Raw genomic sequence first — 11,901 nt, 5'->3', positions numbered from 1 at the left:
ACCGTCAGCCGCCCTCCTGCCGCACCGAACCGACAGCAGCAGACTCACGGCCCCCACCCCATCACCGCACCGAAAACGGTGCACATTCCTCCGTACGAGATGGCGCACGTTCACTTGTACGCCGACATCGAGGACGAGCCGGGATGGACAACGGCGAAGCGATCCCGGTGACTACGACGGTGATCCCGGGCGCTTCGCTGCGAACCGGGCAGCCACGCAGCGCTTCGCGGTATGAGGTGACGTCCGTCCCATGGCCGCCCGTCGCCTGGCCGCCGAGGGTGCTCGGACCGTCGTCGACATCGGAGGCGGCAACGGCCTCCTCGCGGGTTATCTCGCCCGCGAGGAGGTGGGAACCGTGGACGTCGACCGAGCGGGCCACGTCGGTCACGCTCCCCGTCCCGCCGTCCTCAGGGACGCCCTGAGGCTGCCTTTCCGGGACGAGTCGTTTGACGGCGCCGCCACCCTGTGGATGCTCTATCACCTGGCTGACCCGGTGCTCGCCCTCAAGGAGGCGCACCGGGTGCTGGGGGTGGGAGGGCTTCTCGCCGTCAGCGCGGTCAGTCGGCACAATGACCCCGAGCTGGCGCCATTCCTCCCGGGCTGGGGGAAGCGGGTGAGCTTCGACGCGGAGAACGGGCCCGAACAGCTTGGCCGTGTCTTCGATGTCGTCGATGTCCAGCGCTGGGACCGGCCCATGGTCCACCTCGCCGACCATGCCGCTGTCACGCTCTTTCTCCGTGGCCGTGGGCTTTCGGAGCATGATGCGCCCGGGCTGCGGAGCGACTCAAGCCTCCGTTGACCATCACCAAGCGCGGCATGATCGGCTGGGCCCGCAAGCGGTGACGCGAGCCTCAGGTTCCTCCAGTCGGAAAGCAGCGCTGAAGATGCTTGCGCCCGGCGGGGCTCAGAAGCTGTTGTCTTTCCGGGCTTGAGGACGACGTTTTCGCTGGTCGGGCATAGGGGCGGTGACCTGTGGGAGTGGTGGTCTGTCGTGTCGCCGTTGCTGTGGAGGCCATGGATGCCGTCGGTCGTGGGGCTGCTGGAACGGCGCGAGCTCGTCGCTCGCCGTCGCGTGGACGAACTGCGGGAGGAGGCCGACCGCATCCAGGCTGAACTGGCCGTGGCCGAGCGGGACTGGAAGGAATGGACTATCGCTCGCTCGCGGGTGGGCGAGGTGCTTGCCCCGGCAGACGAGACCGAGCATGGCCACGACCAGGCCGACCGGACAGCACCGACCGCCGACGGGCAGGCCGAGGAGGCATCGTCAATGCCGGGAGCGGCGAAGGTGAAGGCGCAGGTTCCGGTGTGGCGTGAAGGGCTTGCGTGGTCGGCGTTGTCGGTGGACTACCAGCGCATCCTCAAGGCGCTCGTGGACCGGGCCCGGCTCGGGCAGGGGCCGATGACCTGCCAGGAGATGGCCGCTTTGTTCGGCATGGACGTGGTTCCGGCGCGGGTGGAGGCGCTGAGGTCGAAGGCGAAACGCCTGGTCGCGCGCGGCTGGCTGGCCGAGCCGGCACCGGGCCGGTTCACGCTCGCCCGCGGTGTGAGCGGGCCAGGCGGCGGGTCATGAGCAGGTCATCGACCAGTAGATCATCGCCTCGGCGCTGGTGGTGCGGCGTTCGAAGTCGCGGGCCAGGCGGCGGGTGCACATCAGGTGGGCGAAGAGGCGCTCGACGATCCACCGCTTGGGCAGCACCACGAAGCCGCGCATGTCGTCGCTGCGTTTGACGATCGCCAGGACCAGGGCGAGCGTGGCCAGGCAGTATTCGACGAGGCTTCCGGTGTAGCCGCCGTCGGCCCAGACCAGGGCCAGCATGTGGTGGGCGTCGGCGACTTGGTGCAGCAGGACCTGGGCGGCGGCGCGGTCGCCGACATCCGCGCTGGTGACCATGACGCCCAGCAGCAGGCCGAGGGTGTCGACCACGACGTGCCGCTTGCGCCCGTTGATCTGTTTGCCGCCGTCAAAGCCGCGGCTGTCGGCGCCGACGACGGCGTCCGCCCTGACCGACTGCGAGTCGATCACGCCGGCCGTCGGCTCCGCGTCCCGGCCCAGCCGCTCGCGGACCTGGCCGCGCAGCCGGTCATGGAACTCCTTGACCAGGGCGTGGTCGCGCCAGCGGCGGAAGAAGGCATACACCCGGTCCCACGGCGGGAAGTCGGCTGGCATCGACCGCCACTTGACGCCGTTGTCCACGAGATAGCGGATCGCGTCCAGCACCGCGCGGTGGCAGTATCCCTCCGGCCGGCCGCCCCGCCCGCGCATCCAGCCCGGCGTCGGCAACAGCGGCCGGACCTCGGCCCACTCCGCGTCCGTCATGTCCGATGGGTACCGGCGCTGCCGCTCGGGCCAGTCAGCCGCGTTGCCGTACACGTGCGCGAGGCAATCACATGTTGGAGCGGCCGAGTTGGACTGCCTGGCCATCGACACGGAAGACTGCGGCACCGGGGCCTCCTGTTGCTCTATGGATTCGACACCCACGGACTGTTCAGGAGGCCCCGTCTTCATGCTCTGGCCACGGCAGGATCACCCGACCGGGAATCCGCGTTCGACCGCCACCGCTCAAGATCGAGAAGACGACAGCTACTCAGGCGCGCGGCGCGCGCAGGAGCTCGCTCGATCGCCACCGCGAGAGCCCACCGTCGTAGGAACCGGCGTGTGGGAGCCGCGTCGACCTGGCTGCGGGTGGCCGCCGCCGTCCGCTCGGCGTCGAACGCGGCCACCTGATTCGGCGAGATCTGCACCACCGCCGCGCGCAGGTCCTCCATCGTGGTCTTGGGCTGCGGGATCAAAGGCCCGCGCCCGTCTGCTGCCGTTTGGCTCATGCCGCCACGCCCCCTCGGTGGTGCGCAGCTGGCCCATGACCGCCGCCGAGGTCATAGAGTGGCCCAACACGTCGCCGACCATCAAGACGACCCGGTTGCCCGGTAGCGGGATCGGCTCGTACCAGTCACCGCCGACCCGGGCGGTATCAGCGCTTGGCAGGTAGCGCGCGGCGAGCCGGACACCACCCGGCTGCGGCAGCGACTGCGGCAGCATGGTGCGCTGGAGTTCGTCGGCTATGTAAGCCGCCCGCCCATGGAGCACAGTCCTGTCGATACCGAGTGCCGTATGGGTGGCGAGCTGGCCGGCGACCAGCAGGTCGTCCTCCTGGAAGGCGGGCCGGTCGGGGCGGCGCAGGAACAGCGCCGTTCCGATGACGCGGCGCAGGCCGCGCAGCGGAGCCACTACCCCGTAATGGCCACCGGGCACGCTGTGGCCCTCGCCGAGCAGATCGGTCACGGCGGCACGGCCCACCGCTGAGCCGCTGAAGACCGGCCGCACGCCGCGCAGCACCTCGGCCAACGGGCCGCCTGGCTCGACCTGGCGCCGCTCGGCGGGCGGGTGGCCCCCAGCGGGGGACAGGTCTGCCTGCGAGAACATCAGAGGGAGCTGTCCGCTCTCGGCATCAGGGTCCAGGGGGACTCGGTCGATGCGGCGCAGCCGCAGTACCACCGGGCCGACCGGGCGCGCGTCGCCAACCGGCAGCGGGTCACGCAGATAGACCAGGATGGCATCGCAGAAGATGGGCACGGTGGCCCGGCACAGACCCAGGACAATCTCATCCAGATCCATGCCGCGGGCGATCCTTCGCGTAGCCGCCCCGACGAACCGCATACGGTCCGAAGCCGCTCTCACCGCGATCTCTGTCCCCGGCTCGGTGAACTGGACCGTCGGGTTGTTCAGAGTTGTTCCGGACAACTCGCCATCCAGGCGTGTCCCCCGTTTTCCCTCCGCAGACCCCGCATCTCCTCCTACCGCCTGCCCGGGAAAATCAGCGACTCGTGAGCCGGCCTCCTCCGGGGCGGCCGGTGAGCTCCGCCACCCGAGTTCGTCCGCAAGATCCTCCACAGCTTCGTGCTCACGATCCAGGACGAGGCGAGCACTGTGCAGAGCAGCATCGATCCGATCGAGGGCAGCGTCCTCATCTAGACCGTTGTCAGCCGGCTCAGGCAGCGAAACCGCCGCACCGGTGACCCGCGGAACACCAGAGCCTTGCGTTCCGCAAAGGTCGCGATGCTCGGCCTCCAGCGCCTGGATGCGGCGAGCGGCGATATCGGCAAGGCCCTGCGCCTTCTCCCGCTCCGATTCCGCTCGAGCGAGCTGCACCCGCAGGTCTTCCTCCTGCGCCTGGGCACGTCCCAGGCGCCAGTGGGTCGCGGTGACGTCCGTCAACACCGCATCAGGCGTCGCGTTCAGGGCGTCCAGACGGCGTGTCAGCTGCGCAACCTGAGCCTGCGTCTGGCCCAGGAGGGTGAAGAGAACCGTTGCCATGCGCGGGGCCTCATACCGGGACCGCTCGCTCGCTTCGTACGCCTGCCGGACCCGATTGAGCTCCTCGAGGGCCGTGAGCGCCCGCCGCTGGGCTTGCAGAAGATCGTGAGCGGACACAGCAGGTTCCCCGTCAGCACCGATCACGGTGGGGTTCACCTTGGCCGCATCCCACAGCGTGCGCGCCCGCTTCAGGCGCTGCACCGTTGCCGGACCCGGTTCATCGGGGAAGCACACATCCGCCACTGCCTCGACCAGGTCCCACGTCAGCCCTTCGCCGGCCAGCAGCGAACGCAACTTGCGGAGTTCGGGGACCGCCCCTGCCACGAAGTGGTCGGGCGTGAGCCGCCCGTGCAGCCGTCCCACCGTCAGCCCGGCCTGGTCCAGCCACGTCCGCACGATCTGAACCAGGTCGTTGATCTCAACGCAGTGCCCCTTGGCTGGTGACCATGGCCGACCCGGCCGCTTCGCCTTCGTCACCCCGCCCCCTTGCCGGTTTTTCACCGGACAACCCCGTGTTGTCGTTGGAACAACATCCAACCTGCCCGTCCGGGGCCGTCGCAGGTGGATCCTCGAACTACCCGGGCCGAATTCCCCCAACACCACGGCCCGGAGCATGGCCACAGGCCGCCGACTCCACGCCCTGTAAGCCCAAGCGCAGGCACGGCCCTGCCCGACACGAAAGATGAGAGACTGCGTATGCACATCCTGCTCGACGCGCTGCCGGAGTTCCTGGGGGCCCTCGGCTCCGCCGCGGTGATCGGCATGCTGCTGCGGTGCGGGCGGCGCGTGCGGCGTCTGACCCGTCATGGCACGGGCACAGCCGCGTCGCCGCATGTCGGCGGCAGCACCCGAGCCGGGACCGACGCTGGAGCTTACGGACCCGAGCGCCGGGGCACCGACCTTGCCAAGGCCCGCCGCTACACCCTGCTTGACACGGTCACCGACGACGGTCTTCCGATCCAGGTGACCACCACCCGTCCGGTAGGAACGCTCATCGCCCAGACGCTCAACGGCGAGGAACAGCGGTTTGAACTCACCAACGTGCGGTTGCACGACGGCACCTTCGCCGCCGAGCCCATCGACCGCTGCCGGTCCCCGCGCCGGTGACGACGCGTGCGGGCAGCTCCGGCCCGGGGACTGCGCACTGTTTCGCACCCGCGTCCAGTCCTTCCAGCACAACGCTGGCTTGCTCACCTACGCATGCTGGTACCGGGGGAGCTGAGCGTGATACCCAGGGTGGAGGTTGCGCCAAGTGCGCTTCTGCTCGATGGCGAGGGCGGAGATGCGCCAGCAGGAGGCGATGACCTGGGCGACGAGAGGAGTGTCGAGGCGGGCGGAGACCCGCTTGGGGTAGCCGTCATCACCGCGGTCGCGGGAGCCGGGCCACCGGCCCTGGTCCCACCCCCGAGTGGAGCCGCATCGACGGCATCACCATCAACGGCCACCCTGGCCGCGCCCAAGGGCGGGCTTGGGAAACGGATTCCGCGTCAGACGCCCGCTGTCCTCGACCGCGCCGAGCCCCTGAAGGCGCTGCGTGACGCCTCGCGCCCGGCGCCGCCGCGGAGCACCTTGCACACGCCCTCCTGGCCACACGGTGCTGGGCAATCCGGCTGCCCTCTGGGTGGAGGACGGCCGATGGCGGGGCGGACGCGGTTGGCCGCCGGCCGGATGGCAAAGGCGGCAATGCCTTCGGGGCCTCCGGGCCCGGGTGTGATGGCTTCACGCAGAAGGCAGAGCGATCCGCGCCCATACGGCCTTCCCGTGGCTGTCGGTCTCGCAGTAGCCCCACTGGCTGGTGAGGGCGTCCACGATGCGCAGGCCCCACCCGTCTTCCGCGAGAGGGTCTGGAGCTTGGGGCAGCGGCGGGGAAGGGTCTGGATCGGCAACGGCGCAGACCAGAGCCCCGCCGGTGCGCAACATGCCAAGCCACGCTTTTCCTGGGGCTTGTTCGTGCCCTTCGAGGGCGTGCCGCAGTGCGTTTGTGACCAGCTCGCTGACTACCGTCGTCATGTCGTCGGTGAGGGCAGTCAGTCCCCAGGCGCTGAGAACCTCGCGTGTGAAGCGGCGGACGCTCTCGAGGCTGCGGCGATCACCTGTGAAGGCGCGGGCGGCGAACCCGGCTGAGCTGATGCCGAGGGCCAGTCCCCAGTCCGGTGTCACCGGCCGGGCGGAAGTCGTCATTTCGAGTGGATGTGTATCGGCCGACGAGAGGGCGATCTGAACCCCGATGGCCTCCCTGATCGCCACTGCTGCCTGTATGCGCACTCAGTCCCCCGATAGACGTCCAGTTGCGGGTCGAAACCCTTGCCTGCCCTGGCTAGTATCCTCGCCGCTCCAACCCGGATGCAATTGCATCGAGAATTTGCCCTGACCGGGAGAGGAATGGGAACGCGTGTACCTATCGTGATTCGCTTCAACCGATCAGCCCGATAGCATCGAACGGAATATCGAAAGTAGACGTACATTGGAACACGTTGCAAACGGCCTCCCGGCAGACGCCCTGCAGGGCGTGGTCTGGGTGAAAAGCCGGCACAGTGCTGCAGATGGGAACTGCGTTGAGCTGGCCGCTCTAGCCGGGGGAGAGGTGGCTGTACGTAACTCGCGTGACCCGCAAGGCCCTGCGCTGGTGTACACGCGGGAGGAGATCGCGGCATTCATTGCAGGGGCCAGGGACGGTGAGTTTGACCGAATCGGTATCTAGGGCTGAGCCGGAATGGTCTATTCCGGCCCTTGGTGGTGGTCATCCTGAGAAACTGATGTTCGTCATCGCGTTCTTCTCCAGGAGTCCCGCATGCCCGCCTCTGCCAGACCGGTCGATAAAGAGTCGCTGGAGCACTACCTCGCCGCTTCGTCGCACAGCCCCACGGCAATGCGGCTAGTGCTGGGAAATCTGCTGCGCAAGATGCGTAAGCAAGCCGGTATCGAGGCGGAAGCGGCGGGCCGTCACATCGGTGGCTCAGAGGCCAAGATCAGCCGTCTGGAACGCGGCAACGTCGCCTGCAAGGAACCAGACGTGATGGACTTGCTCGCTCTGTACGGTGTACGCGACGAGCAAGTCCTCGCATGCTTCGCGCAAATGGTCGATCTGTCCCGGCGGTCCGGCTGGTGGCAGCGATACGACGGCGTCCTCCCGGACTGGTTCGGCAAGCTGATCGGCCTCCAGGAGGCCGCCTCCGTCATCCGCACCTACGAGGTGCAGCTGGTGCCCGGGCTACTGCAGACCGCCGACTACGCCCGGGCTGTGACTCGCCTCGGCTATCCGCTCGCTGCCCAAGAAGAGATAGACGCCCGGGTCGAGCTGCGGATGGACCGGTGCGCTCTGCTCACGCGCAGCGAAGCTCCCCACCTGTGGGCCATCCTCGACGAAGCGGCCTTGAGCCGACCAGTCGGCGGTGAGCAGGTCATGCGCGCCCAAATAGGCCACCTTGTGGACATGGCGCGCCTGCCGAATGTCCGGGTGCAAATCGCACCCCTTAACGAGCCCCGCTGTGCCGTTGCCGGGTTCCCGATCACGCACCTGCGTTTCGATCTCCCCGACCTTCCCGACATCATCTACCTCGAACAGCTGGGTAACGCCGACTACCTGGACAAGCCCGAACAGGTCGAACACTACCGCTCCGTGCTCGACACGCTCAGCATGGCATCCCTATCGCCAAAAGAAAGCTTTCACCTCCTGGAAAACGCTCTCCGCTACTGACGACAGGGCGCCGAACTGGACTCGGCCGGCGGCGGCTACGTCCCACCCTTCCTCCAGCGCAGGCCAGCCGCGCGCACCCGGCCATGCCGCAAGCGGTGTCACTGACAGGCACTCCGCAGCAGCGGAGGCGCCAGCGCCGGTGACGCAGCCGACGCTGAGGTCAGCTCGCCAGGCATGTTGCGCTGTGCCATCCGTAAATGGCTGGTGACCGCCCACTCTTCCACGCCCATCAGCTCTGCCGCCTGCGTTTCGCTCAGCCGCAGGCGGCAGAGCAGAATCACCGAATCAGCCTGGGCGGCCGGCAGTACCCGGTGCACCGCATCCACCGGCATCCCCGCGATTCCCCGCCGAGCGTGCACCGTAGAAGAAATCAACGTATTCAGCAGTCCCCACACGACAGCCGCCGGACGAGAACTGCTGATGACCGCTGGCCAGATCGTGGCCAGGTCCCCCAGCGCCGTCTCAACCACCTTCCGGCTCACCCGCTCATCCTGTACCCGCTCCCGCGCGTAGCTGAGGTACTGATCTTGGTGCAGCAGGCAAAATGCGGTGTACGCCCGCGGCACCGCTACAGCGACCGTTCGTGGAAGCGCAGTGCCGGGCGGCTGCGGGCACGAGGCCGTCGCAGGGACCTGCTCGCGGCAGCGTGAAGGCAGAATCATGACGCCTCTCCTGGTGCTGGACAACCAGCTGAACTCAGTACGCGGGGTCGGGCGACCGGCACATCTCAGCCGCCGTCAGGCCGGGGGACCGCAGACTCGTGAGGAACCGGATCGAGGCACACCAAGAAGGCGTAGTGAACGGCCTCCCACAGAGGCCGGATGTCGGCAGGCCAGGCGTCCAGGGCGGAGACCAGCGCCGAGGTCGCCTCCCAGGTCGGAACCATCTGCCCTTCGAGGATGTCCCGGATGTTCTGCGTGGTGAGCGCACCGTGTGACGCGTGGCGGACCCGCCCGTATTCCGGGCGTCCGGCAGCCAGATACAGCCCTTGCAGCGCGGCCAACAGCCGTTCTGCCGCGTCGGGAACGGCATGCCGGGTGAGCGGCATCAGGCCGTGCGCGTTCTCGAACAGCACCCGCAGGTCAGCGGGATCGCCGCCGCACAACCTGACCAGCGTGCACAACACCGACCACGTCGGCGTCCGTTCACCCGACAACAGCCGCGACACGTGGGACGGCGACAGCGAAGTGTGCTGGGCCACGCATTTGATCGTCAGCCCGCTGGCCTGATGCAGATACAACAGCGCCGATGCAAGCTTCGCCGATGCGCGCTCCGATGCCTTTGACAGGGCCTTGCCCTGTTCAGGGCTCAGACCTTCCGCGTGAGGCGCCGCAGCGCGCGGGCGGCGCTCGGCCCGGTCCGCTGCCCGGCGCTCAAGCTGCCGCCGGACCTTGCTCTCGGCCCACGTGGTCCGCGCCGTCGTCCTGCTGACGTTCGCGGCATCTGCCACGCTGCCCCAGTCCGTTCCCTTGCTCCGGGCATCCTGAACTGCCGCTGCCACGTAGTACTCGACCTCGCGTGCCACCTCCTCGGCGGTGCGCAGCAAGACCTCCAGCGGCTGCTCGTCGTACTCTACTTCGAGCAAGGACGCGGCCAGGACCTGGAGATCCTCCGCAATATGCCTGCCCAGAGGGTGATCGGCGCGCGCCCGCTGGGTCGACCGGCCATCCCGCTTCCGCTGCGCCTTCTGCCGGCATGTGATGCTGCAGTAGGCCTTCTTCCGCCCGGGGCCCTCTTTCTGGACGAAGGGTTCCTGGCAGTGGCGGCAATCTTCGTAGCGGGGACTGTTGCCCCCCATCGTTCCTCCATGAGTGCATGTCGCGTTTCTCCCCGGGTGCGTCCGGTTCTGGCGCACCAGGGAAGAGGAATGCGGTACCACCGCAGCTGGTGTGATCCGCTTGGCTTGCCCGGGGGCGGTGACGGAACCGTCGCCGTCCCCGGGCAGCACGAGGCGGTCAGTTCAGGCGGATCCGCAGGTAACGGCAGTACGACTTGCGTGTGGCAAGCAGCAGCGCCACCACACTGCTTGTGGCGGGAGCCGTCCAGGAGCTACTGATGAGGATGACGAGGAGCACTGGCATCGCCAGGAACGCGCTGGCTTGTGCCGTGACAGTCCCGGCACTCATGATGCGCGTTTCACTTGGTCCGGGGCGCGGAATGTTAACGTCGTCGCAAGTTGCCGACTGCGGCGCAGCGGCGACAGAAAACCGGTCAGGCATGGGTAGTTGTTTGCCTTTCTTGGCTAGGGCATATGGGGAGCCCCGGTGTTGGTTGTCAGCCCGCCCGGGGTTCCTCGTGTCAAGGGACCGTAATCCCTCAATGCCATCTTCCGCCATATAAGCGGTTGATCGCGCAGTATTCCGATATGCAGCGATGACTAATCCCCGGAATGAGGGATCTTGACGAACAGCTGCCCGATTTCAGGTGCGGTCGTCGCAGAGCAGAAGGAGCTGAATCGGATGCAGATCCGAAAGATCGCTTGACAAGTCAGCAGGTCAGAGGTCGGCGCGTGGGCGCGGAAAGCGGGTCAGGAAAGCCGCTGGGCGCTCTTTGCTCCGTTGTGCGTCTATCAGCCGCAGAGCGCGCCCGGACGGCCTTCGTGCACTAGGGATTCGCCACCTCGGAAGAGCAGCCCAGACTTGTGCAAGCCAATGGGTCGCCGGCTGAGGACGGTTGACCTTCTGTGATATCACTCCGGCGCTCGCCGGTGTCTCTTGAGTCCCGGCCTGCGTAAGGCGGAAGTGCAGAGGAGCGGCTGCCAGCTCTGGACTGTTTGTATGAAGGATCGTCCGGGTTGTCATCCCCGGTCGGTCGCACGTGCTGGCGCCTGCCAGTACTGCTGTGCCCTCACGCGGCGGTTGCAAGGACGAGGGCGGTCAGCCGCTGGACACCGGCACGGGCAAGTGCCATGGGCTCCGACTCTGCGACCCGCGCCATCAAAAGGATCTCGGTCCGGACCTGAGGCGCCGCCGTTCCTGGACCGGGTGTCCTGGACCGGGTGCTCCCTTCGTGTCGGCCTGGTCTCCCTCGCGCGTACCAAGGGTAGGGGCGGCACCGTGATCGCCGACCAGGGCGGCTGGGACTGCCTCTCCTACTCCGTGCAGATCGAGAATGGCCACTCCGCCACCTGTATTTCGGCCGCAACCGGGCCGAGCCGGCCACCAGGACATCACGCCCAGCCGCCTGAAGCGGCCTATGCCTGGTGCGGGGAACGGGGGTGTCCAGGGACCGAGCCGCGTTCGCGTCAGAGGTCGTTTTCATCTTGGGTGCCCCGATATTTGACGATTCTCGGGGTGTGAGGTCGTGATGGTGGTGATGCTGTCGGTGTGGGTGAGGCGTGTTGGCCGGGTGGGGTGACAGCTGGGGCGGGAGGCGGTTTATGCCTGTCTCATTCCAGGACGCCCCATCTTCGGGGCTGTGCTTCCGTCGCCGGTGTTGTGCGCCTGGGCGCACTCGGCTCCGGGCGGTACGACCAGAACATGCAGCAACGACGGCCGTATCCGAGTGATTTGTCAGACGCCCGCTGGGAGTTGATCGAACCAGTGCTGACCGCCTGGCGCTTTGAGCGCCGAGGCAGGGCGCTGGACTTCGGCCGGCCGCCCGAACACGACCTGCGCGAGATCATGAACGCGATCCTGTACGTGGACCGCACCGGCGTGCAGTGGCGCTATCTCCCGCACGATTTCCCACCCTGGGAATACGGCTACTTCGCCAAGTGGCAGAAGGAAGGCATCTTTGCCCAGCTCAACGGCTTGCTACGGGAGTTAGGGCCCGTCTTCAAACGGATCTTGCCCAGAGCAGGAATGACGCGAGGCTGACCGCTGCTTCGTAGGAGGTGGCGGTCTTGTCGTATCTGGTGGCGATTCCGCGGAAGCCTTTGAGCCGGTTGAAG

The 11,901-nt window shown here is 67.5% G+C and carries 10 protein-coding genes and 3 pseudogenes; 6 read left to right on the top strand and 7 right to left on the bottom strand.

Annotation, left to right across the window (positions count from 1 at the left end):
- Positions 1 to 250: 250 nt before the first annotated feature.
- Both J5X86_RS49555 and J5X86_RS49550 read left to right on the top strand, forming a co-directional pair.
- Complete coding sequence (locus J5X86_RS49555) at positions 251 to 799, top strand: class I SAM-dependent methyltransferase (protein WP_208523146.1); 549 nt, start codon at positions 251 to 253, stop codon at positions 797 to 799.
- Between the two features lie 219 nt (positions 800 to 1,018).
- Positions 1,019 to 1,570 carry a hypothetical protein gene (locus tag J5X86_RS49550; protein ID WP_208523145.1) on the top strand — a complete coding sequence of 184 codons (552 nt, stop codon included), beginning with the start codon at positions 1,019 to 1,021 and terminating at the stop codon, positions 1,568 to 1,570.
- Here the strand turns inward: J5X86_RS49550 and J5X86_RS49545 are convergent.
- Positions 1,527 to 2,317, bottom strand: a protein-coding gene (locus J5X86_RS49545; protein WP_374229508.1) for an IS5 family transposase whose coding sequence is annotated in 2 segments (ribosomal slippage) — positions 1,527 to 1,573 and positions 1,573 to 2,317 — 792 coding nt in all. Because the reading frame shifts where the segments join, the coding sequence is not laid out codon by codon here. The genes J5X86_RS49550 and J5X86_RS49545 overlap by 44 nt on opposite strands.
- 522 nt (positions 2,318 to 2,839) lie before the next feature.
- Positions 2,840 to 3,910: pseudogene (locus J5X86_RS51805) on the bottom strand (PP2C family protein-serine/threonine phosphatase); the annotation flags it as partial.
- A 1,098-nt stretch (positions 3,911 to 5,008) separates the two neighbouring features.
- Between J5X86_RS51805 and J5X86_RS49535 the strand changes: the two are divergent.
- Complete coding sequence (locus tag J5X86_RS49535; RefSeq protein WP_208523143.1) at positions 5,009 to 5,419, top strand: hypothetical protein; 411 nt, start codon at positions 5,009 to 5,011, stop codon at positions 5,417 to 5,419.
- A 612-nt stretch (positions 5,420 to 6,031) separates the two neighbouring features.
- On the opposite strand, the gene J5X86_RS49530 is transcribed toward J5X86_RS49535, so the two are convergent.
- The gene (locus tag J5X86_RS49530; protein ID WP_208523142.1) at positions 6,032 to 6,559 is read right to left on the bottom strand and encodes an ATP-binding protein; all 528 of its coding nucleotides are present in this window, start codon (positions 6,557 to 6,559) and stop codon (positions 6,032 to 6,034) included.
- Positions 6,560 to 6,776: 217 nt separating this feature from the next.
- On the opposite strand from J5X86_RS49530, the gene J5X86_RS49525 reads away from it, so the two are divergent.
- Together J5X86_RS49525 and J5X86_RS49520 are read left to right on the top strand one after the other, a co-directional pair.
- Positions 6,777 to 7,013 carry a DUF397 domain-containing protein gene (locus J5X86_RS49525; RefSeq protein WP_208523141.1) on the top strand — a complete coding sequence of 79 codons (237 nt, stop codon included), beginning with the start codon at positions 6,777 to 6,779 and terminating at the stop codon, positions 7,011 to 7,013.
- A gap of 90 nt (positions 7,014 to 7,103) precedes the next feature.
- Positions 7,104 to 8,009: a helix-turn-helix transcriptional regulator gene (locus J5X86_RS49520; protein WP_208523140.1), complete on the top strand. Its 906-nt coding sequence runs from the start codon at positions 7,104 to 7,106 to the stop codon at positions 8,007 to 8,009.
- 98 nt (positions 8,010 to 8,107) lie between these two features.
- Here the strand turns inward: J5X86_RS49520 and J5X86_RS49515 are convergent, their stop codons facing one another.
- The 3 genes from J5X86_RS49515 to J5X86_RS49505 form a co-directional block, all read right to left on the bottom strand.
- Positions 8,108 to 8,671, bottom strand: coding sequence for a hypothetical protein (locus tag J5X86_RS49515; RefSeq protein ID WP_208523139.1), 564 nt, complete (start codon positions 8,669 to 8,671; stop codon positions 8,108 to 8,110).
- Between the two features lie 65 nt (positions 8,672 to 8,736).
- A complete protein-coding gene (locus tag J5X86_RS49510; protein ID WP_208523138.1) occupies positions 8,737 to 9,807 on the bottom strand; it encodes a helix-turn-helix transcriptional regulator in 1,071 nt (356 codons plus the stop codon).
- A gap of 157 nt (positions 9,808 to 9,964) precedes the next feature.
- Positions 9,965 to 10,135, bottom strand: coding sequence for a hypothetical protein (locus tag J5X86_RS49505; RefSeq protein WP_208523137.1), 171 nt, complete (start codon positions 10,133 to 10,135; stop codon positions 9,965 to 9,967).
- Positions 10,136 to 11,488: 1,353 nt separating this feature from the next.
- On the opposite strand from J5X86_RS49505, the pseudogene J5X86_RS49500 reads away from it, so the two are divergent.
- Positions 11,489 to 11,776 (top strand): annotated as a pseudogene (locus tag J5X86_RS49500) (transposase); the annotation flags it as partial.
- Between the two features lie 10 nt (positions 11,777 to 11,786).
- On the opposite strand, the pseudogene J5X86_RS51800 reads toward J5X86_RS49500, so the two are convergent.
- Positions 11,787 to 11,901: pseudogene (locus J5X86_RS51800) on the bottom strand (IS5/IS1182 family transposase); the annotation flags it as partial.

The organism is Streptomyces sp. NEAU-YJ-81 (assembly GCF_017592595.1).
Classification (GTDB): Bacteria; Actinomycetota; Actinomycetes; order Streptomycetales; family Streptomycetaceae; genus Streptomyces; species Streptomyces hygroscopicus_B.
The sequence above is the reverse complement of the archived record's forward strand: the minus strand, read 5'-3'. Positions and strand labels throughout refer to the sequence as shown.

Bases quoted from the DNA above. Each gene is read 5' to 3' on its own strand.
- J5X86_RS49510 (WP_208523138.1), bottom strand. From the start codon at position 9,807: ATGGGGGGCAACAGTCCCCGCTACGAAGATTGCCGCCACTGCCAGGAA.
- J5X86_RS49515 (WP_208523139.1), bottom strand. From the start codon at position 8,671: ATGATTCTGCCTTCACGCTGCCGCGAGCAGGTCCCTGCGACGGCCTCG.
- J5X86_RS49505 (WP_208523137.1), bottom strand. From the start codon at position 10,135: ATGAGTGCCGGGACTGTCACGGCACAAGCCAGCGCGTTCCTGGCGATG.
- J5X86_RS49520 (WP_208523140.1), top strand. From the start codon at position 7,104: ATGCCCGCCTCTGCCAGACCGGTCGATAAAGAGTCGCTGGAGCACTAC.
- J5X86_RS49555 (WP_208523146.1), top strand. From the start codon at position 251: ATGGCCGCCCGTCGCCTGGCCGCCGAGGGTGCTCGGACCGTCGTCGAC.
- J5X86_RS49550 (WP_208523145.1), top strand. From the start codon at position 1,019: ATGCCGTCGGTCGTGGGGCTGCTGGAACGGCGCGAGCTCGTCGCTCGC.
- J5X86_RS49535 (WP_208523143.1), top strand. From the start codon at position 5,009: ATGCACATCCTGCTCGACGCGCTGCCGGAGTTCCTGGGGGCCCTCGGC.